Below are 20002 nucleotides of genomic sequence, written 5' to 3' on the forward strand. Positions count from 1 at the left end.
CTCACTGTTGGAAGCTGAAGCTATGTTCCATGACCGCTTGGGACGAACCCGCCTCGAGCTCGACAAGGAGGCGAAGTCTCGCTTTTTGTGAGTTCAGACCGTTCGAGAAGATGATGCCCATCTCTTTCAGTTGCTGGCCGCCGCCGACGTAGCCGTACACGTCTTGCACGATTCCGTTGAAACAACGGCTGACGATGACGACCGGCATGCGTTCGACGAGCATCTCGAGCGCGGGGACGATTGACGGTGGGACATTCCCTTGCCCGAGTACTTCAAGGACGAGCCCGTCATAGCCGAGCGCGAGCACCGCCTCGAGCAGGTCCGGCTCCATCCCGGCGACGACTTTCAGCACCGCGACCCGTTTCGTAATCGATGGAATCATTTTCGGTTGTTTTGTCGTCGGCTGACTGTAAATGAGGACGTGATCTTTCGTCACCATACCGACGTTGCCGAAGTGGACCGATTTGAACGTGTCGACCGAGGACGTGTGCGTCTTCGTGACGTTGAACGCGGAGTGGATTTCACCGTTGAAGACGACGAGCACGCCTTTGCCGCGTGCCACATCACTTTGGGCGACCCGAAGCGCCGTGATGAGATTGAATTCGCCGTCCGAGCCGACCTCGTTTGACGAGCGCATCGCTCCGGTCAACACGATCGGTACCGGTGCACCAAGCGTGATTTGTAAGAAGTAGGCCGTCTCTTCGAGTGTGTCGGTCCCGTGAGTGATGACGACCCCATCGTATGTGTCTTGTGTCAGTTGTTGATTGATGAACTGGGCGAGCTCGAGCATTTTCTCGGGCGTCATGTGCGGCGACGGGATGTTCGAGAAATGTTTCGTTGTGATATTCGCGATGTCCGTCGCTTTCGGTAACGTCGCGTCGATCGGATTGACTTCGCTCGGCATGACATGTCCCGACCCCGATTGAGACATGGCGATTGTGCCGCCGGTGTGGATCAGTAATAAATGGTTCATAAACAGACCTCCAACTTTTTTGTTCGTTTCTTCCAATTTCTAGGTTCGACCTACTTTTTCTTTCCTCTATTTCAGTGTATGCTTAACGTGAGAAAGGAGAGATGCATCATGATTGCAATCGCCTTGTCTGCGGTTGCGCCAGGGTTCGCCCTTCTTTCCTACTTCTATCTCCGGCATGAATTGGAAGCGGAACCGCTCGGCTATGTGATCCGTTCGTTCGTCGCCGGGGCCATTCTCGTCTTTCCGATCATGTTCGTGCAGTATGCGTTCGTGGAAGAAGGGGTGCTCGTGGGCCCGTTTTGGAAGGCGTTCGTGGCCACCGCGCTATTAGAAGAGTTTTTTAAGTGGTTCATGATTTATTATACAATATACATACATAAAGTCTTTGATGATTACTACGACGGGATTCTCTATGCGGTCGCCTGTTCACTCGGCTTTGCCACGTTAGAGAATTTTCTATATTTATGGGTGTACGACTCGATTGAAATCGCCATTTGGCGTGCTGTGTTGCCGGTGAGTGGGCATGCGCTCTTCGCTGTCGTGATGGGGTTTTGCCTCGGCCGGGCCAAACATTCCGCCCATGAGCGCTTCTGGCTGTTCACGGCCGTCATGGCGGCGACATTGTTGCATGGCATGTTCGACTATATCTTGCTCGTCGAACCGATGAACAAAGTGCCGGCTGTCGTCTACATCGTCGTTCTTTGGATGGTCGCGCTTTTGCTCGTGCGGACCGCCAATCGCTCCAACCATCGCCAGTACAAATAGAATAAAAGGGGAATCGTTTCATGTTAAAAGTAGGACAAGAGTTACGGGTAGAAGTCGAAGGGAGAAAAGAAGGAAAGACAAAAATCGCGGCTATCAACGACCAAGTCGTCTGGATCGAGTCCCCGAGTGAGACGGATACCTTAAAGACGTTTTTCTTGCACGAGGACGAATCGATGCGTGTCTATTTCTTCGTAGGAGAAGAGCAGCTCTATGCGTTTGATACGGTCGTGACGAGACGGGTGAGCGATGCGCAACTGACGCTTCGCTACGCCTTCGCGTTGCCGGATGAAAAGAAAATCAAGCGCGTGCAGCGCCGTGAATATTTACGTGTCCCTGAAATGATCAATGTGACCGTATCCGCCGAGGACGGCCAGGCGTTCCCATCGTTTGAGACGACGTCGCTCGACGTGTCGGCCGGCGGTATGCGAATCGTGGCCAATCGAGCCCCGGTCGCGGTCGACGAGTCGATGATCGTCACGTTCCATATTAATGATGACCGGGGCGTGCCGCAGACGTTCCGCGTCAAGAGCCGCCTCGTCCGCATCCATGAACAGACGGCCAAACAAGAGTTGTCGCTTTGCTTTGAAGAGTTATCACACCGGGACCAGGAGACGATTTTACGTTATTGCTTCCGAGCCCAGCTCGAAGCGAGAAAACGGACCGGCTCCGTATTTTCTTCACGATAAAAAACTGGTATGATGTTCTCGGAACAAATGACCGAGAGGAGGCGGGTATCGGGATGAGCCGATACCCAATTTTTATGAATAAACCATTACAAATCGCATTAGATGGACCGGCTGGGGCCGGCAAGAGCACGATCGCGAAAACGCTCGCTAAAAAACTAGGATACGTCTATATCGATACGGGTGCGATTTATCGCGCCGTCACGTATCGCGCGCTTCAAGACGGCGTCGGTCTCGAAGACGGTCCGATGCTCGCTGAGATGATCGACAAGATGGATTTACGTCTCGTCCCGTCTGAGAACGGTCAACGCGTGTTCGATGGCACGGAAGAAGTGACCGATGTCATCCGGACGAGCGAAGTGACGAACAACGTCAGTTTCGTCGCGCGCCAGCCGGAAGTACGGGCTGCCCTTATGGATTTACAGCGTGACCTCGCGAGTAAAGGCGGAATCGTCATGGACGGCCGTGATATCGGCACGCACGTCTTACCAGGCGCCGACTTGAAAGTGTTCATGACGGCGACGGTCGAAGAACGGGCCCGCCGTCGCCACGAAGAGAACGTGGCGAAAGGGTTGCCGAGCGACCTCGGACAGTTACAGCTTGAGATTGCCCTCCGCGACAAGCGCGACTCGGAACGAGAGGTCGCTCCGCTTCGCCAAGCGGACGACGCGCACTACCTCGACACGACCGAGCTGTCGATCGACGGGGTCGTCGAGGCGATCGAGCAATTGATGAAGCAGGTGATTGAACGATGAGACCACTCAACAATGGGCCGTTCGGCATGTATCGTCTCGCGGTGGGCGTCGTCAATATCATTCGCCGGTTGAGTTTCCGCGTCGAATATATCGGACGGGAAAACGTCCCGCTCGACGGGTCGATGATCGTCTGTTCAAACCATCAATCGAACTGGGACCCGGTACTTCTCGCCGGGGCGATGCCGAAACAACGCCAGCTCCGCTTCTTTGCGAAGAAAGAGTTGTTTGAAGTCCCGGTATTGAAACATATCTTGAACCGCGCTGGTCAAATCCCTGTGTCACGCGGAGAAGGCGACCGCCAGGCACTCCGGGTCGTCTTGCAAAAGTTGAAGGAAGACGAGGTCATCTCGATCTTTCCGGAAGGGACACGCTCGAAAGACGGGACGCTCGGCAAAGCCCAGGCCGGAGTCGGGTTCTTTGCGCTCCGCTCGGACGCCTCGGTGCTTCCGGTAGCCATCATCGGCACATATAAGTTCCGTTCGAAGCTTAAAGTCGTGATCGGCAAGCCGGTCGACTTGAGCGGGCTAAAAGCGGAGAAGGCGAGTGCTCAAACCGCGGCCGATTTGATTATGGCGACGATCGGTGATTTGTACATGCAGCATTCACGGAACGTTCGTTAATTTCAGGTTTAATCTCGCGCTAGGAAAGGAACTAACCTGATAACACCTTGACAAATCTTTCGAATTATAAGAAGTTTATACTAGGTGTAAGCGCCTTAGGGCGTTCCTTTTTGTACTCATCGTGAGGGGGTAGTGTTGGAATGGTCGAAGAAATGAAAGATATGCCTGATTTTGAGATTAATCGAGGTCAAATTGTGACCGGTACTGTCGTCAAAATCGAGGACAAACAAGCGTTGATCGATATCGGTTATAAAACCGAGGCAATTTTACCAATCAGCGAAGTATCAAGCATGCATTTAGACGATTTAAACGAATCACTCCATGTTAACGACGAAATCCGTGTCAAAGTGAAAAAGGTCACGGACGAAGAGGTGGTCGTTTCGAAGAAAGACGTGGATGCCGAGGCAGCTTGGGATCAAATCGTCGAGAAATTCGAATCTGGCGAAGTGTTCGAGGTCATGGTAAAAGACAAGGTCAAAGGTGGACTTGTCGTTGACATCGGTATCCGTGGATTTATCCCGGCTTCGCTCGTAGAAAACCACTTTGTCGAAGACTTCTCATCCTACTTGAATAAACCGATTACGGTTAAAGTCGTCGAGATTGACCGCGAGAAAAATCGCGTCATCTTGTCGCATAAAGCGGTTGCTGAAGCTGAAATGAGCGCGAAGAAAGCGGAGACGCTCGAATCGCTCGAGGTCGGTCAAATCATCGAAGGGACGGTTCAACGTCTCACTGATTTCGGTGCATTCGTCGATATCGGCGGCGTCGACGGACTCGTCCACATTTCGGAAATGGCCCATAGCCGGGTAGAGAAACCGAGCGATGTTGTGACTGAAGGAGACAAAGTCAAAGTGAAAGTGCTTGGACTTGACCTTGACAACGAGAAAGTGAAGTTGTCGATCAAAGAGACGCAACCTGGACCGTGGGAATCGGTGGAAGGTAAAATTCAACCGGGCGACGTGATCGACGGGAAAGTCAAACGTCTCGTCACGTTCGGTGCTTTCGTCGAAGTCGCGCCGCAAGTCGAAGGTTTGCTACACATCTCGCAGATTGCGAACCGACACATCGCGACGCCGTCTGAAGTGTTGTCAGAAGGCCAAGACGTGAAAGTGAAAGTGCTCGATGTCCATCTTGATGAGAAGAAAATCTCACTCTCGATGCGTGCGCTCGAGTCGAGTGATTCGACGCGTGAAGACGCGGACCAATCACTGCTTGACGAGTATAGTGACCAAGGAGGGTTCTCAGTCTCTGAATTGACAGGAGAAGAGACCTCGGACGATTCTAAATAAGACGGTCGTTCAAGCGGGAGCCAGACTCCCGCTTCTTTTTGTATGGTCACGGAAATAGCGCTGTGATATGATAGTACAGTTGCAATTAGAAACGATTAGTTATTGAATGAAAGTTAGAGAGGTGTTTATATGGGAATTCCAGCAGTGGCCATCGTAGGCCGCCCGAATATTGGGAAATCCACGATTTTTAACCGGATTATCGGAGATCGCGTGTCGATCGTCGATGATAAACCGGGGGTAACACGCGACCGCATTTATGGGACGGGTGAGTGGTTGAACCGTAAGTTTCATTTAATCGATACAGGCGGGATCGAGGTCGGTGATGAGCCGCTTCTCGTTCAAATGCGCCACCAGGCCGAGCTTGCGATCGATGAGGCGGACGTCATCATTTTCATGGTGAACGGACGCGAAGGCATTACAGCGGCAGACGAAGAAGTGGCGAACTTGTTGTTCCGTTCGAACAAACCGATCGTCCTCGCCGTCAACAAAGTCGATAACTTCGAGATGCGCGAACTCATGTATGAGTTCTATTCGCTCGGATTCGGCGACCCGTTCCCGATTTCGGGGACACACGGACTCGGGCTTGGAGACTTGCTCGACAAAGTTCTCGATTTGGCGCCAGATAAAGATGACTATGAATACAATGAAGAAGTCATCCAGTTCTCGCTCATCGGACGTCCGAACGTTGGGAAATCGAGCTTGACGAATGCGATTCTCGGTGAAGAACGCGTCATCGTCTCGGATATCGCGGGGACGACTCGTGATGCGATCGATACACCGTTCACACGGGATGGGCAAGAGTACGTCATCATCGATACGGCCGGTATGCGTAAACGCGGAAAAGTGTATGAATCAACCGAGCGTTATAGCGTCATGCGTGCCCAAAAGGCAATCGAACGTTCGAACGTAGTCCTCGTCGTCATCGACGGCGAAGAAGGCATCATCGAGCAAGACAAACGCGTCGCCGGCCTCGCCCACGAAGCGGGGAAAGCCATCGTGCTCGTCGTCAACAAGTGGGATGCCGTCGACAAAGACGATAAGACGATGAAGAAGATGGAAGAGAAAATTCGTAAAGAGTTCTTGTTCCTCGACTACGCGCCGATCGTATTCTTGTCGGCTCTCACGTCGAAACGTCTTCAGACGTTGCTTCCGGTCATCAAGGAAGTGGCCGAGTCGCACCGTCGTCGGATTTCGACGAGCGTGTTGAACGACGTCATCGTCGACGCGGTCGCGATGAACCCGACACCGACGGACAAAGGACAGCGACTCAAGATCAACTACGCGACGCAAGTGGCCATCGAGCCGCCGACGTTCGTGTTGTTCGTCAACGACCCAGAGTTGCTTCACTTCTCGTACAAACGTTATCTAGACAACCAGATTCGCCGCGCATTTGACTTCACTGGTACACCGATTCATATCGTGGCGCGTCAGAAAAACTAGTAATGGGGGTGCCTTCTATGGCAAAAGTTGCTGTCATCGGCGCAGGGAGCTGGGGAACGGCGTTATCACTCGTCCTCGCTGACAACGGACACGACGTCCTGCTCTATGGACGTGAAGAAGAGCATGTGCATGAAATCAATACCGACCACACGAATTCGACGTATTTGAAAGATGCGCCGTTACCGACCTCGATTCGAGCGACGACGGACTTGGCAGAAGCGGTCGCCGGCCGCTCCATCGTGTTCCTCGTCGTCCCGAGCTCGGCGATTCGTCCGGTGTCTCGTGAATTGAACGCACTTCTCACAGAGCCGGCCGTGCTCGTCCATGCCGCTAAAGGGATCGAACCGAAGACGCACAAACGTCTGTCGGAGATCATCGCCGAAGAAATCGATCCGGCGAAACGCCGGGCCATCGGTGTTTTGACCGGCCCGACCCACGCGGAAGAAGTGGCGGTCCGTAAATTGACGACCATCACGATCGCCTGCGAGGACTTGGACGTGGCCGATGAGATTCAAGAGTTGCTCACGAACGATCAGTTCCGGGTGTATTTGAACTCGGACGTCATCGGAGCGGAGTATGGTGGTGCCCTTAAAAACATCATCGCGCTCGCTGCGGGGATGACGGACGGCCTCGGTTACGGCGATAATGCCAAAGCGGCCCTCATGACGCGCGGGATCGTCGAAATCGCGCGACTCGGGGTCAAACTCGGTGCCAACCCGGCCTCGTTCTCGGGATTGACCGGGATTGGTGATTTAATCGTCACGGCCACGTCTCAGCATAGCCGTAACTGGCGTGCCGGGAATGCGATCGGCCGCGGTGAAAAACTCGAGGACGTGCTCGGTCATATGGGCATGGTCGTCGAAGGTGTTCGTGCCTGTGAGGCGGCGCATACGCTCGCTCGGGAAGCCGGTGTCGAGATGCCGATCACGGAAGCCCTTTACAACGTATTGTTCGAAGGCAAGAGCCCGCATGATGAAGTACAAAAGTTAATGAGACGCCCGCAAAAGCATGAGATGGAAGAAGTATTCCATTTCGAAGGCGGCGAAGAGCAAAGGGACTGACGTTTTCGTTCAGTTCCTTTGTTTTTTTTGCTACACTTATGTACGGAGAAAGAATTAAAGAGAAAGTCGAGGGGATAGACGTGACACCGTCACTCATCAAGATGTGGATTTCATTTGCGGGGATTGGAGCGTTTGCCATCGCCGCGCTCATGGTGGCAATCAGCCATACGAAGCTATCGGGATGGTTCGCGGCGCTCGTCCGCGTCATCGCATTCGTCATATTTTTATTTGGAACGATCATCATGATTTATGTGGTCGCTTCAGGACCGACAGGAGGATAACACGTGAAACGGATTTTGTTGGTCGCTAGTCTTTTGGCGGCGACCGTGCTCAGTGGATGTATGTTCCCGGACTCGAACCGGGTCGATAACGTGCCGTATGAAGATCAATTGAAATCGGTCCAGACGGCCGTTGATTCGTTCAAAGAGACGACCGGTGTCTTGCCAATCAAAACGAAACCGGCTGAAACGCCTCTCATGGAGCGTTACCCGATCGAATTCGCCCGTCTCGTGCCTGGTTATTTGGCCGATCCGCCGGCGAACAGTTTCGAAGGGGGCGGCTTGTTCTTATATGTCCTTGTCGACGCCGAGACCGAGCCTACGGTCAAGCTCATTGATTTGCGCGTGACCGAACGGTTGCAAACGTTACAGACGAACATTAACGCCTTTCGGGCCAAAGAAGGGAAATTTCCGTTTGACGGGTCGGTCGGTAAGAATCAATTCACGATCGATTATGATCTCATCTTCGTCTCAGAAGAACCGACGGTCCCGAGTCCATACACCGATACCGAGTTGCCGATCTATGTCGACGGGACCGGGCAATTATTTGTCGATTACCGGACCGACCTCGAAGCCGCCCTTGAGAACACGGATGTAGAGCCGAAAGTCGGGGAAGACATTCGGTATTTGCTCTATAATGACTCCCCGTTCGCCCCTGCTTATTCGCAAGGGTACACGATTAATGAACAAGGTGAGGTCGAGTTTTTAAACAACTGATCGTCGGAACGGGTCGAATATGGGCTTTTCACTTAAAAAATGTTGTCATATCAACGTTTGTACGATATGATTAATCCCGTAAACTCCCTGTGAGAGGAGGTGAATCGTGATGAACAAAACTGAATTGATCCAAGCAGTTGCGGAGAAAGCCAACGTTTCGAAAAAAGAAGCTACACAAGTTGTAGAAGCTACATTCGAATCTATCACTGAAGCACTCCAAAACGGTGATAAAATTCAATTGATCGGTTTTGGTACTTTTGAAGTTCGTGAACGTGCTGCCCGTAAAGGCCGTAACCCACGTACGAAAGAAGATATCGAAATCCCGGCGAGCAAAGTTCCTGCCTTCAAAGCAGGTAAAGCGCTCAAAGATGCGGTCAAATAATGTGCAATACATAAGTCGCCGAAAGGCGGCTTTTTTTGTGGTGGAAAGCGAGTTCACATGGCGTGAATGTGACAAAAATGTGCTATACTATGTCAGAATGACAACGAAGAGGACGAGGGGGGATAGCATGGAACAGATGACATACGAAACCGTTGTCACCGACCTTGCTCGTCAAATCGAAGAACGCATGACCCATCCGTATTTGACGAGACACGAGATTGTACCCGCAGTCGACATGCCTTTACTTCGTTGGATGGTCGAGATGATTGAAATCGAATCGAATCAACAACGTCAGCTCGTGCTTGCGACGTATTTTGCGCACCAAGCGCTCGAACTGCACGATCAAGTAAAGGATAGTCCGAACGGATCGCTCGAGCGGCAATTGAAAGTGCTCGCCGGCGATTATGCCTCGGCTCAATTTTATAAAATTCTGGCCCTGTTTCCTGCCGATTATAGCAATCGCTTCGGCCGGACGGTCCAGCTCGTCAATGGGGCGAAATGTACACTTGCGTTAGACGCAGACGTACCTGTCACGACGTGGATGGAAGCGAACTTCGGATTGATCAAAACGTTTTCTGAAGTGATCGGTCAGGCTTACTTGACCGCATACGGAAAAACGATCATCGAACGAAAGGCGGCGGAACTGCGCCAAGAACAACGAGAACAGCTATCGACGCTCCTGGCGCACGCTGTCGCTTAGAACGGAAAGGATGTTACGTATTGCAACCGAAAGAAAAAGAGCAAAAAGTATATGACGTGTTTCAATCAATCTCACCGAGCTACGATACGATGAACTCAATCATCAGCTTCCGTTTGCATAAATGGTGGCGTAAAGCGACAATGCGTCGCATGCAAGTGTTCCCAGGGGCTAAATGTCTCGACGTCTGTTGCGGGACGGCTGATTGGACGATTCAACTCGCCGAGGCGGCCGGGAATACCGGTGTCGTCAAAGGTCTCGATTTCTCCGAGAACATGCTCGCGGTCGGACAAGAGAAAGTGGAAGAATATCCGACAATCGAACTCATCCATGGTAACGCGATGGCATTGCCGTTCGGCGATCACTCGTTCGACTATGTGACGATCGGTTTTGGTCTTCGCAACGTTCCGGACTATATGACGGTGCTCCGTGAGATGCACCGGGTGTTGAAGCCGGGTGGTACGGTCGTCTGTCTCGAGACGAGCCAACCGACGGCACCACTCTTCAGCGAGCTATACCGATTTTACTTTGGATCGGTCATGCCGCTGTTCGGTAAAGTGTTTGCCGGCTCGTATGATCAATATAAGTGGCTCCAAGAATCGACCGATCAATTCCCGGACCGGTTGACACTAAAACGGATGTTTGAGACGGCAGGATTCGAACAAGTCGAAGTGAAGGCGTTCTCCGGCGGTGCGTGTGCCATGCACTTAGGAAAGAAGTGGTGACCGATGTCTTTGAAGCGACTTTATCGCCACATGAACCGAGAGATTGAACAGATTGACCGGTTCTTGTCGACGCGAGTCCAAACCGATCATCCGGTCATCGAAGCGGCTTCGAAACAACTGTTAGACGCGGGCGGGAAGCGGATTCGGCCGGCGTTCGTCCTGCTTAGCGCCGGATTCGGACAGACGAAAGACATCCGATTGACGAAAGTGGCGGCGAGTCTAGAATTGATTCATATGGCCTCGCTCGTTCATGACGACGTCATCGATGACGCCACATTGCGCCGCGGCAAACCGACCGTCATGGAACGTTACGATGAACGGGTTGCGATGTACACCGGTAATACGTTGTTCGGTGAAGCGATTCGGCTCGTCTCTGAGATCGATTCCCCAGACGTGATGCAAATCATGGCTGATACGATGGAACTGATCTGTGTCGGGGAGATCAATCAAATCCAAGATCAATATGACTGGGCCCAGTCTCCGAAACGATATCTCGACCGCATCGCCCGCAAGACGGCGCTGTTGATCGAGACGAGTTGTGTGGCTGGTGCCGTCGTCTCGGGAGCCTCTCCTGACGTTGTCAAACAGCTGCGGTTGTTCGGCTATGATATCGGGATGGCGTTTCAAATGACGGACGACTTGCTCGACTTCACCGCAAAAAGTTTCCAACTCGGAAAACCGGTCGGTGAAGATTTGAAACACGGCCATAAAACGCTACCGCTCTTCTATTCAGCGGAAAATCCGGAATTTTTCGATCGGTTGCAACAAGTCAGTCATTCGTCTGATTATGCTTTGACGCACACGCTCGTTCGTGAAGTGCAACGCAACGGGACGCTCGAGCGGAGCCAACGGACGATCGACCGTTATGTGAACCGGGCGATCCGACGTCTTGACGGGTTACCGGACGTGGCCGACAAACGCTCCCTCATCGAGATTGCCGAGTACATCGGGAAACGAAAATGGTAATCGACACCTTGTAAACCCTTTCAATAATGGTGATGACCGTGTAAACTAATAACGTACATGGTACACATATCGATTTAGGGGGATTAGGGGAATGGAAAAAACATTTTTAATGGTGAAACCGGATGGCGTGAAACGTGGATTGATTGGGGAAATCATCTCGCGCTTCGAACAAAAAGGCTATACGTTGAATCGTCTTGAATTGTTGACACCATCAGTGGAAGTTGCACAATCGCATTATGCGGAACATAAGGAAAAGCCGTTCTTTGGAGAGCTAGTCGACTTTTTAACGTCTGGTCCTGTTGTGGCGATGGAATGGGAAGGCGAAAATATCGTCGCCGTCTCTCGGTTGATGATCGGGAAGACGAACCCGCTTGACGCACAACCTGGAACGATTCGTGGCGACTTGGCCTCGACGATGTCACAAAACGTCATCCATGGTTCAGATAGCGTGGAGAGCGCAGAGCGTGAATTGTCACTCTGGTTCGCCACTGAAGCATCACACGTTTGATGACGATAAAAGGGACGGGGGCCTCCTGTCCCTTTTTATATTGGGATTGAAGCGCTCTCACTCGTTTTGGCACGACATGATCTAGGAGAAGAGAAAGAATTGAGGTTGGAACTGGTGATAAATGATTATGCCATCTTCGTTAAAAAGTTTTATTTGAAGTCAGGGATCGACTTGAATTTATATAAAGAGGCTCAGATGAAGCGGCGGATGATCGCGCTTCGTGAGAAGAAAGGGTATGCCACGTTCATCGAGTATTTCAAAGCGATGGAAGCGGATCGAGGATTGTACGATGAATTTTTAGATCGCATGACGATCAACGTGAGCGAGTTTTATCGGAACCCCGTCCGCTGGCAGCAGCTTGAGACGGATATCTTACCCGAGCTCATCCGAAAAAGCCAAGGCAAATTGCGTGTCTGGAGCGCGGCCTGTTCGACCGGAGAAGAGCCGTACTCGTTAGCGATGCTATTATCGAAACATTTGTCACCCGCCCAGTTCACAATCACGGCGACGGACCTAGATGATGTGGTGATCGAAAAAGCGAAGCAAGGCAAGTACCATGAGCGGGCGCTCGTCGACTTGCCCCCTGATTTTCGGCAGCGTTATTTCACTCGCCGTGGGGACGACTATTACATCACAGAAGACATCAAGAAATTGGTGACGTTTAAAAAACATAACTTGTTGGCCGACGTGTACGAGCGGAATTTTGATTTGATCGTCTGTCGCAACGTCTTGATTTATTTCACCGAGGAAGCGAAAGAGAAAGTTTATAAATCATTCCACCGTTCGCTTCGCCCGGGCGGGATCCTTTTCGTCGGAGGCACGGAGCAAATCTTTCAACCGAAACGGTATGGCTACAAGATGAAACAAAGTTTCTTCTACGAAAAATTTGAAGAGTGAGGTGGCGCACATGCGTTATTTGACGGCAGGAGAATCGCACGGTCCCGGACTCTCGATCATCATCGAGGGTGTGCCGGCCGGGCTTGAAGTCGACGTGCAGGCAATCAATGACGAGCTTGCCAAACGGCAATCGGGTTATGGTCGCGGCCGTCGCATGCAAATTGAATCAGACCGAATCGAGGTGAGGGCCGGTATTCGTCACGGGGTGACGACAGGGGCCCCTATTTCGTTTTGGATCGAGAACAAGGACCATACCCATTGGCGGAACGTCATGCAGGCCGAACCGGTCGACGCGGATGTTGAAATCAAGCGTCGCGTCGTCCGGCCACGGCCGGGTCATGCCGACCTCGTCGGCGGACTGAAATATGACCATCGCGACCTGCGAGACGTGCTCGAACGCTCGAGCGCTCGAGAGACGGCGGCCCGTGTCGCTGTCGGGGCACTCAGCAAGCAACTGCTCGCTGCGGTCGGCATGTCACTCGTGAGCTATGTCAAAGTGATCGGCGGTGTCACGGCCGAGACATCATACGAGTCGCTCGACACGTTGCACGCCGCGATTGAGGCGTCGCCGGTCCGGACGATGGATGAGGCGGCAGGTCAGGCGATGATGCATCGAATCGACGAGGCGAAAGCTGCCGGTGATTCGCTCGGCGGTGTCGTCTGTACGGAAGTGCATGGCGTCATCCCAGGGCTCGGGTCGTATGTCCAATACGACCGAAAACTCGACGCGGCCATCGCCCGCGCCGTCATGAGCGTCAACGCGATTAAAGGGGTCGCGTTTGGGGATGGGTTCGAGATGGCGTATCGACCAGGCTCTGAAGTCATGGACCCGATCGCCTATGGCCCGGACGGTTATACGCGGCTGAGCAACCATCTCGGTGGTTTCGAAGGCGGGATGACGACGGGCATGCCGATCGTCTGTACGGCTGTGATGAAGCCAATCCCGACGCTATATAAACCGCTCCAATCCGTCGATATCGATACGAAAGAACCGTTTCTCGCACAAATCGAACGGAGTGACGCCTGTGCCGTCCCGGCCGCCTCGCTCGTCGTGGAGGCCGTCGTCGCGTTTGAGCTCGCCCGCGAGTTATGCGAGACGTTCGGACATGACACGGTCAACCGGATCCAGTCACGTGTCGCCGCATACCGAGAGGAGATTCGGACGTGGTGACGCTCCATGTGAACGCCTCGACCCCGTACGACGTCACAATTGAACGAGGGGACGCCTGGCTCGACCGCGTCCCTTACTTCTCGTGCTCCACCGTCTGGGTGGTCACAGATGAGACGGTCGACCGGTTGCACGGAAGTGCGTTCCGGGACCGGCTCGCGCATAAACATCGGAACGTCGTCTGGTCGGTCGTCCGCCCGGGTGACGGCTCGAAGTCGCTCGACACGATCGAACGGCTCGTCACGGACGGATTGACGAGCGGTTGTGACCGGGATACGCTCGTCGTGGCATTCGGTGGCGGCATGGTCGGGGATTTAGCCGGCTTTTTAGCGAGCGTCTATATGCGCGGTGTGCGTTACATACAAGTGCCGACGACGATTCTCGCGCATGACTCGGCCGTCGGCGGGAAAGTGGCGGTGAACCATCCGTTCGCGAAAAATGCGATCGGTGCCTTCTATCAACCGGCGGGCGTCCACTATAACGTGGACCGTCTCGAGACGTTGTCCGCGCGGGACGTCTTGAGCGGGCTCGGTGAATTGATTAAGCACGCCTATCTGTCACGTTACGTCCTCGGTCACTCGTTCGAGGTGGAGTTGTTCAATGCTTTGGCACAAGGACCGCTCGATTGGGAAACGTGGCTCGCACGAGGGATCGAAGTGAAGCGATTAGTCGTCGAGGCCGATGAACGCGAACAAGGCGTGAGGGCGTGGCTGAATTTCGGTCATACGTTCGGCCATGCGTTGGAGTCGGCTGAGGCATACCGGTTGTCGCATGGGGAAGCGATTCTCTACGGGATGGTGTACGCCTTCCTCGTCTCCGGCGACGAGGAACGGGCCGAAACCCTCGCTTCATTCATGAGGCGGGAAGGCATCACAACGGTCAACTGGCAATCGTTTGACACGTATCTCGCAGGCATGGGACGCGATAAAAAGAATCGGGACGGGCAGATCCGCTTCGTCCTGCTCGGCGCTGAGGTGACCGTTACGAGCGTCACGGCCGAGCGACTCACTGGAGCGTTCCATCAAATGAAAGGGTGGTTTTGACATGGGATTGAATGGATTCATACGGGTACCGAGTGACAAGTCGATCACGCATCGCGCTCTCTTGTTCGGGGCCGTGGCGACCGGGGAGACGACGATTTATGATCCACTCCTTGGCGAGGATTGCCGGTCGACGCTCGAGGCGATCCGGCGATTAGGAGCGGAGGTCATCGAAGAGCCGGACCGTCTCCTCATCACGGGGGCGAAGACGCTCACATCGGCCGAACTCGATTGCGGGAACTCGGGCACGACGATGCGTCTTTTGACAGGGCTTCTCGCCGGTTACGATGGGGAGTTCACGCTTACCGGAGACGCCTCGCTCTCAAAACGTCCGATGCGTCGGGTGACGGACCCGCTCCGACAAATGGGCGCGGACCTCGACGGGGAGTTCGCCCCGATCCGAATTCACGGCCGGACGCTGGCGGGCATCGATTACACGTTGCCTGTCGCGAGCGCGCAAGTGAAGTCAGCGGTCCTGCTTGCGGGACTTCGTGCGACCGGACCGACAATCGTGCGCGAGCCCGTCTTATCGCGGGACCATACGGAACGCATGCTGCCTTTGTTCAGTGGGCAATTGGACATCACGGCAGAGGACGGTGTCCGAACGATCCGGTTAGCTCCATCCGTGCTCAAGGGGGCCACGGTGGCCGTTCCGGCCGATCCATCTTCGGCTGCCTTTTGGTGGGCCGGGGCGGCGCTCGTCCCGGGCAGTCGCGTCACGACGACCGACGTCTGTTTGAACGAGACACGAATCGGATTTTTACGTACGCTCGAACGGATGGGTGTGAAGACGGAAGTGACGAACGTTCGCACGCTCGGGGAAGAGTCAGTCGGCGACGTGACAGTGTCGACGAGTACACTTCACGGCATCCGCTTGGACGGGGATGCCATCCCGCACCAAATTGATGAATTACCGTTGTTCGCTCTCGTCGCGTCGCAAGCGACGAGTCCGTCATCGGTCCGGGACGCGGGCGAACTCCGAGTGAAAGAGACGGACCGGATTCAGACGGTCGTGCACGAACTCTCGGCACTCGGGGTCGATGTGCGCGAAACCGAGGACGGATTTGGCGTCTATCCGAGCCGGTTGCACGGGGGTCATGTCTCCTCGCACGGGGATCATCGCTTGGCGATGATGCTCCAAATCGCGGACTTATTGACGACGGACCGTGTGACGATTGAACACGTCGAGGCAGCTGATGTAAGTTACCCACGATTCCGTGACGATTTACAACGCCTCGGCCGTGAGATAGAATAACGTCAATACGAGTAGCCGGTAGGAGGAATTATAAACATGTTAGACGAAATAGAATTGAATCATATTATTGAGATGCTCGAGAAAGGTGAGACCGAGCATGCCCTCATGCATCTCGAGTCGCTCGAGAAGGAAGGGTCGGACGAAGACCGCCTGGCCATCGCTGACATCTACCTCGAACTCGGGCTCGCCGATCGGGCCGTGAACGTACTCGCGGCACTCTACGTCGACTACGCGGGCAATCCGCACGTCGCCTTGTCACTCGCCGAGGCCTACTTGGACAGCGACCGGGAAGAAGAGGCGATTGCCGTCCTCGAAAAGATTGATACGACAGACAAGGAAGCGCATATGCGCAGCCTCGTCTTGCTCGCTGATCTCTATCAATCTCAAGGGTTGGATGAGGTCGCGGTGAAGAAATTGATGGAGGCGCTTGAGGCGAATCCAGACGAACCGCTCCTCATCTATGGCCTAGCCGAGTTGTATGCGTCGATCGGTTCATTCGAACAGGCGGTCCCGCTCTATGCCCGTCTGCCGCACTTGCGCTTGCCGGAAGAACTCGACTATCAGGCGGACTACGCCGAGGCGCTGACGATGATCGGCTCGTTCGAAGAGGCGCTCAATGAGTATGAGAAAGCAAACGACCGCAACTTGAATACCGTGTTCGGTCACGCGATGACCGCCCATCGCATCGGTCGCGATGAAATCGCCGTGAAACAGTTCGAGTCACTCCGGGCGATGGACCCGGACTTCACGTCGCTTTACTTGCCCTATACGGAAGCGCTCGACGCGCTCGGCCGCTTCGAAGAGGCATTGGATGTGATCGATCAGGGAATCGACCGTGACGACTACAACGACGAGTTGCGGACGGTGAAGGCGAAGCTGTTCTTGAAGCAAGGGCGGACGGACGAGGCGGTCACGGAACTCCGGGAAGCGCTCGCGCTGAACCCGGAATCGCTCCAGGCGACCGAGCTCCTCTTATCAGTCTTATTCGAATCGGGTGACATGGAGGCCGTCCTCGAGACGATCGACACGCTCGAAGAGCATTCGACGTCCCCGCTCATGACCTGGTACAAAGCGAAGGCGGCCTATGAACTCGAGGACTACGATCAAGCCGTCACGTTATACGGGTCGATCGAGCAAGTTTATAAAGAGGACGTGTCATTTGCCATCGAATGGGCTACACTATTGATAGAAGAAGGACAGCGTGCCGAAGCGCAACGAGTGCTCGAGCAAACGCTTGCGCTCACCGTCGATGTCGACGACCGCCAAGTTCTGGAGGAGCGGCTCGAACGGTTGACGGACCACGATTAATCGATACAAAGGAGATGGGGTCATATGGTCGAGCGGAAAAAGATGTTCTTAAAGCGATTCCTCGCTCATCATACGCTTCGCAAACGAGAAGCCAAGTGGATTATCGACTACTGGCTCAGACATCCAGAAAAACTCGGGAACGTTCATTTCGTCACGAACGCCTCGGTCTCACCGCGTAGCCTGATCATGACGGCGTACGGTTTTGACGGGGAACCGTTCCGTTACCGCCGGGGTGACCTCATCACGGTCAATCCCGAGAAGGCGTATCACGACATCCGGCTCCATGACGGCGCCATCTACGTGGAGCTCAACTTCCAAGGGATGATGATCGACGAAATGTGGATTGACATCGTTGAATTGAACCCGTTCGAACCCGTGGCCGAACTTAAGGATGAAGTGACGACGTCCGCGCAAACGGTCATCCGGGCCTCGGTCGCCCAGTTCGAGGAAGAACGTCTGCTCGTCGAAATCGACAAGGCGCTCGACCGGCGTGACGAAAAATTGTTCCGCAATTTGACGAGTCAGCTGCATCAAGTGCGAGCCTCAAAATTATTTTAATAAAAACAAGCGCTTCCGTTATGGTCGGCGCTTGTTTTTTGGTATATTAATGACGTAGGAATACACAATAATTTCACATTTCGTTCATAAGTTTCGCATAGGGAACGTTTGTAGGTACGCTACAATGGACATGATGATGTATGTCTGGAGGAGAGGAGGAGGAAGATGAGGTTCGATGGCATAGACGCGATGAAATCGCTGACAGAACGCCAATACGTCGACACGCTCGTCGTCCCACTCGTCGAACTGGCGTTTGATGAGGACATGGTGCGAAAAGCCGAAGGGAACGAAGTCATTCAGGCGGTGGCACTCGAGACCGAACGGCAACTGTCGGGACGGACGATGCTCAGCCCGACACTCAGTTACGTCGACGTGGACGCTGGCCGGGCGACGGCAGAAGCGGTACTCACGAAAGCGGTGTCCTCTGGGTTTTCCCACGTGTTGTTCATCTCCTCGGATTTGCGTTTCAAAGGGTCTGAACTGCCGATTATGTTTGTTCCGCCGCTTGCTTTAAAAGGCATGTCCGGCGAGCAGTCGCACACGATGGTTCAAAATTTTGCGACGCAAGTCATTACCGAGCTTTCGAGCCGTTGGATGGCGACATGAAGCGGTTGACGTGGAGGTTTTATTGATATACTATTTTGTTGAGTGAGAAATTTTTGTGAAGAATGCATAAAGAATTATGGGGTTATGCACACGAATGAGGGGGGAACGAAATGGCTCAAAATGGGTCAAAAGTCACACGCCGTCAGTTCTTAACGTATACGTTGACTGGTGTAGGTGGCTTTATGGCGGCAACATTGATCAGTCCGATGGTCAACTTTGCGATCGATCCGGTCTTAAAAAAATCGGGAGCGGGCGATAAAGTAAAAGTCATCAGTCTTGATGACATCACGACTGAGCCGCAACGTGTCGACTTTAAGAAACAAACGCAAGATGCTTGGTATGAATTTGAAGAAACGCTTTCGGCGTGGGTATTTAAAGATGAGAGCGGCGAGATCATCGCCTTGTCTCCAATTTGTACGCACCTCGGCTGTCAAGTAGGATATGGTGGAGACCCGACTCGACCGACAGAGTTCTTCTGCCCGTGTCACTTCGGTCGCTATGAGAAAGATGGAACGAACATTCCTGGTACGCCTCCGACTGCACCACTTGCACGCTACGAAAAAGAAGAAAAAGACGGCTTCCTATACTTGGGCAGTCCAGTCGCACAGTTGTGAGAGGGGGAATAGTCGATGTTACAAAAAATTTATGATTGGGTCGATGAACGCGTCGACATCACGCCGTTATGGCGCGACATCGCTGACCATGAAGTTCCAGAACACGTCAACCCTGCCCATCACTTTTCAGCATTTGTTTATTGCTTCGGCGGTCTGACGTTCTTCACGATCGTGATTCAAATTCTGTCAGGGATGTTCTTGACGATGTACTACGTACCAGATATCATCAACGCGCACGCGTCGGTGTACTATTTACAAAACGAGATCGCACACGGACAAATCGTTCGTGGGATGCACCACTGGGGCGCATCGGTCGCCATCGTCATGTTGTTCTTACATACGCTCCGCGTATTCTTTACCGGATCGTATAAGAAACCGCGCGAACTCAACTGGGTCGTCGGTGTTCTCTTGTTCTTCGTCGTCTTGGCGCTCGGTCTTACAGGGTACTTGTTGCCGTGGGATATGAAAGCGTTGTTCGCGACGAAAGTTACGCTTCAAATTGCCGAGAGTGTCCCGGTCATTGGTGGCATTGCCAAGACGCTTCTCGCCGGTGGTGAGATCGTCGGCGCACGGACGCTCACGAACTTCTTCGCCATTCACGTCTTCTTCTTACCGGCGGCCTTGTTCGGACTCCTCGGAGCCCACTTCTTGATGATTCGTAAACAAGGGATTTCAGGACCGCTATAAGCCGATTCGA

24 protein-coding genes are annotated in these 20002 nt (G+C 53.5%); 23 read left to right on the forward strand and 1 reads right to left on the reverse strand.

The annotated features are described in order from the left end of the window. Position 1: 1 nt before the first annotated feature. A complete protein-coding gene (locus KNP86_RS02835; RefSeq protein ID WP_034777308.1) occupies positions 2-973 on the reverse strand; it encodes an asparaginase in 972 nt (323 codons plus the stop codon). A gap of 108 nt (positions 974-1081) precedes the next feature. Between KNP86_RS02835 and prsW the strand changes: the two genes are divergently transcribed. The 23 genes from prsW to qcrB all read left to right on the forward strand — a co-directional run bounded on the left by prsW (position 1082) and on the right by qcrB (position 19992). Further along, complete coding sequence (gene prsW / locus KNP86_RS02840; protein WP_034777310.1) at positions 1082-1738, forward strand: glutamic-type intramembrane protease PrsW; 657 nt, start codon at positions 1082-1084, stop codon at positions 1736-1738. 20 nt (positions 1739-1758) lie between these two features. Further along, positions 1759-2424 (forward strand): flagellar brake protein, encoded by a 666-nt coding sequence (locus KNP86_RS02845; protein ID WP_214752752.1) that lies wholly within the window; start codon positions 1759-1761, stop codon positions 2422-2424. Positions 2425-2498: 74 nt separating this feature from the next. Further along, positions 2499-3176 (forward strand): (d)CMP kinase, encoded by a 678-nt coding sequence (gene cmk / locus KNP86_RS02850; protein WP_034777312.1) that lies wholly within the window; start codon positions 2499-2501, stop codon positions 3174-3176. Next, positions 3173-3796: a lysophospholipid acyltransferase family protein gene (locus KNP86_RS02855; protein ID WP_034777314.1), complete on the forward strand. Its 624-nt coding sequence runs from the start codon at positions 3173-3175 to the stop codon at positions 3794-3796. Before cmk ends, KNP86_RS02855 begins: the two co-directional genes overlap by 4 nt. Before the next feature lie 140 nt (positions 3797-3936). Then, entirely contained in the window at positions 3937-5085 is a 1149-nt protein-coding gene (rpsA, locus tag KNP86_RS02860) for a 30S ribosomal protein S1 (RefSeq protein ID WP_034777315.1), read from the forward strand. Positions 5086-5214: 129 nt separating this feature from the next. Continuing rightward, a complete protein-coding gene (gene der, locus KNP86_RS02865) occupies positions 5215-6525 on the forward strand; it encodes a ribosome biogenesis GTPase Der (RefSeq protein WP_034777316.1) in 1311 nt (436 codons plus the stop codon). 17 nt (positions 6526-6542) lie between these two features. Then, the gene (locus tag KNP86_RS02870) at positions 6543-7586 is read left to right on the forward strand and encodes an NAD(P)H-dependent glycerol-3-phosphate dehydrogenase (RefSeq protein ID WP_034777318.1); all 1044 of its coding nucleotides are present in this window, start codon (positions 6543-6545) and stop codon (positions 7584-7586) included. A gap of 80 nt (positions 7587-7666) precedes the next feature. Further along, positions 7667-7867, forward strand: coding sequence for a DUF2768 family protein (locus tag KNP86_RS02875; RefSeq protein ID WP_034777319.1), 201 nt, complete (start codon positions 7667-7669; stop codon positions 7865-7867). 3 nt (positions 7868-7870) lie between these two features. Continuing rightward, the gene (locus KNP86_RS02880; RefSeq protein WP_214752753.1) at positions 7871-8581 is read left to right on the forward strand and encodes a hypothetical protein; all 711 of its coding nucleotides are present in this window, start codon (positions 7871-7873) and stop codon (positions 8579-8581) included. A 109-nt stretch (positions 8582-8690) separates the two neighbouring features. Beyond that, positions 8691-8963: an HU family DNA-binding protein gene (locus tag KNP86_RS02885; RefSeq protein WP_021067196.1), complete on the forward strand. Its 273-nt coding sequence runs from the start codon at positions 8691-8693 to the stop codon at positions 8961-8963. 127 nt (positions 8964-9090) lie between these two features. Continuing rightward, on the forward strand, positions 9091-9663 hold the full coding sequence (locus tag KNP86_RS02890) for a heptaprenyl diphosphate synthase component 1 (RefSeq protein ID WP_034777321.1): 573 nt from the start codon (positions 9091-9093) through the stop codon (positions 9661-9663). A gap of 20 nt (positions 9664-9683) precedes the next feature. After that, positions 9684-10385 (forward strand): demethylmenaquinone methyltransferase, encoded by a 702-nt coding sequence (locus KNP86_RS02895; RefSeq protein ID WP_034777322.1) that lies wholly within the window; start codon positions 9684-9686, stop codon positions 10383-10385. 3 nt (positions 10386-10388) lie between these two features. Beyond that, a complete protein-coding gene (locus KNP86_RS02900; protein WP_214752755.1) occupies positions 10389-11351 on the forward strand; it encodes a polyprenyl synthetase family protein in 963 nt (320 codons plus the stop codon). Between the two features lie 91 nt (positions 11352-11442). Next, complete coding sequence (ndk, locus tag KNP86_RS02905) at positions 11443-11859, forward strand: nucleoside-diphosphate kinase (protein WP_034777324.1); 417 nt, start codon at positions 11443-11445, stop codon at positions 11857-11859. A gap of 117 nt (positions 11860-11976) precedes the next feature. Next, a complete protein-coding gene (locus KNP86_RS02910) occupies positions 11977-12756 on the forward strand; it encodes a CheR family methyltransferase (RefSeq protein ID WP_034779832.1) in 780 nt (259 codons plus the stop codon). 10 nt (positions 12757-12766) lie between these two features. Beyond that, positions 12767-13927 carry a chorismate synthase gene (gene aroC, locus KNP86_RS02915; protein ID WP_214752757.1) on the forward strand — a complete coding sequence of 387 codons (1161 nt, stop codon included), beginning with the start codon at positions 12767-12769 and terminating at the stop codon, positions 13925-13927. After that, positions 13921-14967, forward strand: coding sequence for a 3-dehydroquinate synthase (locus KNP86_RS02920; RefSeq protein WP_214752759.1), 1047 nt, complete (start codon positions 13921-13923; stop codon positions 14965-14967). The genes aroC and KNP86_RS02920 overlap by 7 nt, the downstream gene beginning before the upstream one ends. A gap of 1 nt (position 14968) precedes the next feature. Then, positions 14969-16219, forward strand: a complete 1251-nt coding sequence (gene aroA / locus KNP86_RS02925) for a 3-phosphoshikimate 1-carboxyvinyltransferase (protein ID WP_214752761.1) — start codon at positions 14969-14971, stop codon at positions 16217-16219. 36 nt (positions 16220-16255) lie between these two features. Beyond that, positions 16256-17527, forward strand: a complete 1272-nt coding sequence (locus KNP86_RS02930; RefSeq protein ID WP_214752763.1) for a tetratricopeptide repeat protein — start codon at positions 16256-16258, stop codon at positions 17525-17527. A gap of 24 nt (positions 17528-17551) precedes the next feature. Continuing rightward, entirely contained in the window at positions 17552-18085 is a 534-nt protein-coding gene (locus tag KNP86_RS02935; protein WP_034777333.1) for a ReoY family proteolytic degradation factor, read from the forward strand. 165 nt (positions 18086-18250) lie between these two features. Next, complete coding sequence (locus tag KNP86_RS02940) at positions 18251-18691, forward strand: DUF2487 family protein (RefSeq protein ID WP_214707512.1); 441 nt, start codon at positions 18251-18253, stop codon at positions 18689-18691. A gap of 110 nt (positions 18692-18801) precedes the next feature. After that, positions 18802-19305, forward strand: a complete 504-nt coding sequence (locus tag KNP86_RS02945; protein WP_021067208.1) for a QcrA and Rieske domain-containing protein — start codon at positions 18802-18804, stop codon at positions 19303-19305. Positions 19306-19320: 15 nt separating this feature from the next. Further along, entirely contained in the window at positions 19321-19992 is a 672-nt protein-coding gene (qcrB, locus tag KNP86_RS02950; RefSeq protein WP_021067209.1) for a menaquinol-cytochrome c reductase cytochrome b subunit, read from the forward strand. The last annotated feature ends 10 nt before the right edge of the window (positions 19993-20002 follow it).

Origin of the sequence: Exiguobacterium sp. s16 (genome assembly GCF_018618115.1) — a bacterium.
Lineage (GTDB): Bacteria > Bacillota > Bacilli > Exiguobacteriales > Exiguobacteriaceae > Exiguobacterium > Exiguobacterium mexicanum_A.

Bases quoted from the DNA above. Each gene is read 5' to 3' on its own strand.
- aroC (WP_214752757.1), top strand. From the start codon at position 12,767: ATGCGTTATTTGACGGCAGGAGAATCGCACGGTCCCGGACTCTCGATC.
- KNP86_RS02835 (WP_034777308.1), bottom strand. From the start codon at position 973: ATGAACCATTTATTACTGATCCACACCGGCGGCACAATCGCCATGTCT.
- KNP86_RS02930 (WP_214752763.1), top strand. From the start codon at position 16,256: ATGTTAGACGAAATAGAATTGAATCATATTATTGAGATGCTCGAGAAA.
- KNP86_RS02890 (WP_034777321.1), top strand. From the start codon at position 9,091: ATGGAACAGATGACATACGAAACCGTTGTCACCGACCTTGCTCGTCAA.
- KNP86_RS02935 (WP_034777333.1), top strand. From the start codon at position 17,552: ATGGTCGAGCGGAAAAAGATGTTCTTAAAGCGATTCCTCGCTCATCAT.
- qcrB (WP_021067209.1), top strand. From the start codon at position 19,321: ATGTTACAAAAAATTTATGATTGGGTCGATGAACGCGTCGACATCACG.
- KNP86_RS02900 (WP_214752755.1), top strand. From the start codon at position 10,389: ATGTCTTTGAAGCGACTTTATCGCCACATGAACCGAGAGATTGAACAG.
- KNP86_RS02940 (WP_214707512.1), top strand. From the start codon at position 18,251: ATGAGGTTCGATGGCATAGACGCGATGAAATCGCTGACAGAACGCCAA.
- KNP86_RS02885 (WP_021067196.1), top strand. From the start codon at position 8,691: ATGAACAAAACTGAATTGATCCAAGCAGTTGCGGAGAAAGCCAACGTT.
- KNP86_RS02845 (WP_214752752.1), top strand. From the start codon at position 1,759: ATGTTAAAAGTAGGACAAGAGTTACGGGTAGAAGTCGAAGGGAGAAAA.
- prsW (WP_034777310.1), top strand. From the start codon at position 1,082: ATGATTGCAATCGCCTTGTCTGCGGTTGCGCCAGGGTTCGCCCTTCTT.
- der (WP_034777316.1), top strand. From the start codon at position 5,215: ATGGGAATTCCAGCAGTGGCCATCGTAGGCCGCCCGAATATTGGGAAA.
- KNP86_RS02945 (WP_021067208.1), top strand. From the start codon at position 18,802: ATGGCTCAAAATGGGTCAAAAGTCACACGCCGTCAGTTCTTAACGTAT.
- aroA (WP_214752761.1), top strand. From the start codon at position 14,969: ATGGGATTGAATGGATTCATACGGGTACCGAGTGACAAGTCGATCACG.
- KNP86_RS02870 (WP_034777318.1), top strand. From the start codon at position 6,543: ATGGCAAAAGTTGCTGTCATCGGCGCAGGGAGCTGGGGAACGGCGTTA.
- KNP86_RS02855 (WP_034777314.1), top strand. From the start codon at position 3,173: ATGAGACCACTCAACAATGGGCCGTTCGGCATGTATCGTCTCGCGGTG.
- cmk (WP_034777312.1), top strand. From the start codon at position 2,499: ATGAATAAACCATTACAAATCGCATTAGATGGACCGGCTGGGGCCGGC.
- ndk (WP_034777324.1), top strand. From the start codon at position 11,443: ATGGAAAAAACATTTTTAATGGTGAAACCGGATGGCGTGAAACGTGGA.
- rpsA (WP_034777315.1), top strand. From the start codon at position 3,937: ATGGTCGAAGAAATGAAAGATATGCCTGATTTTGAGATTAATCGAGGT.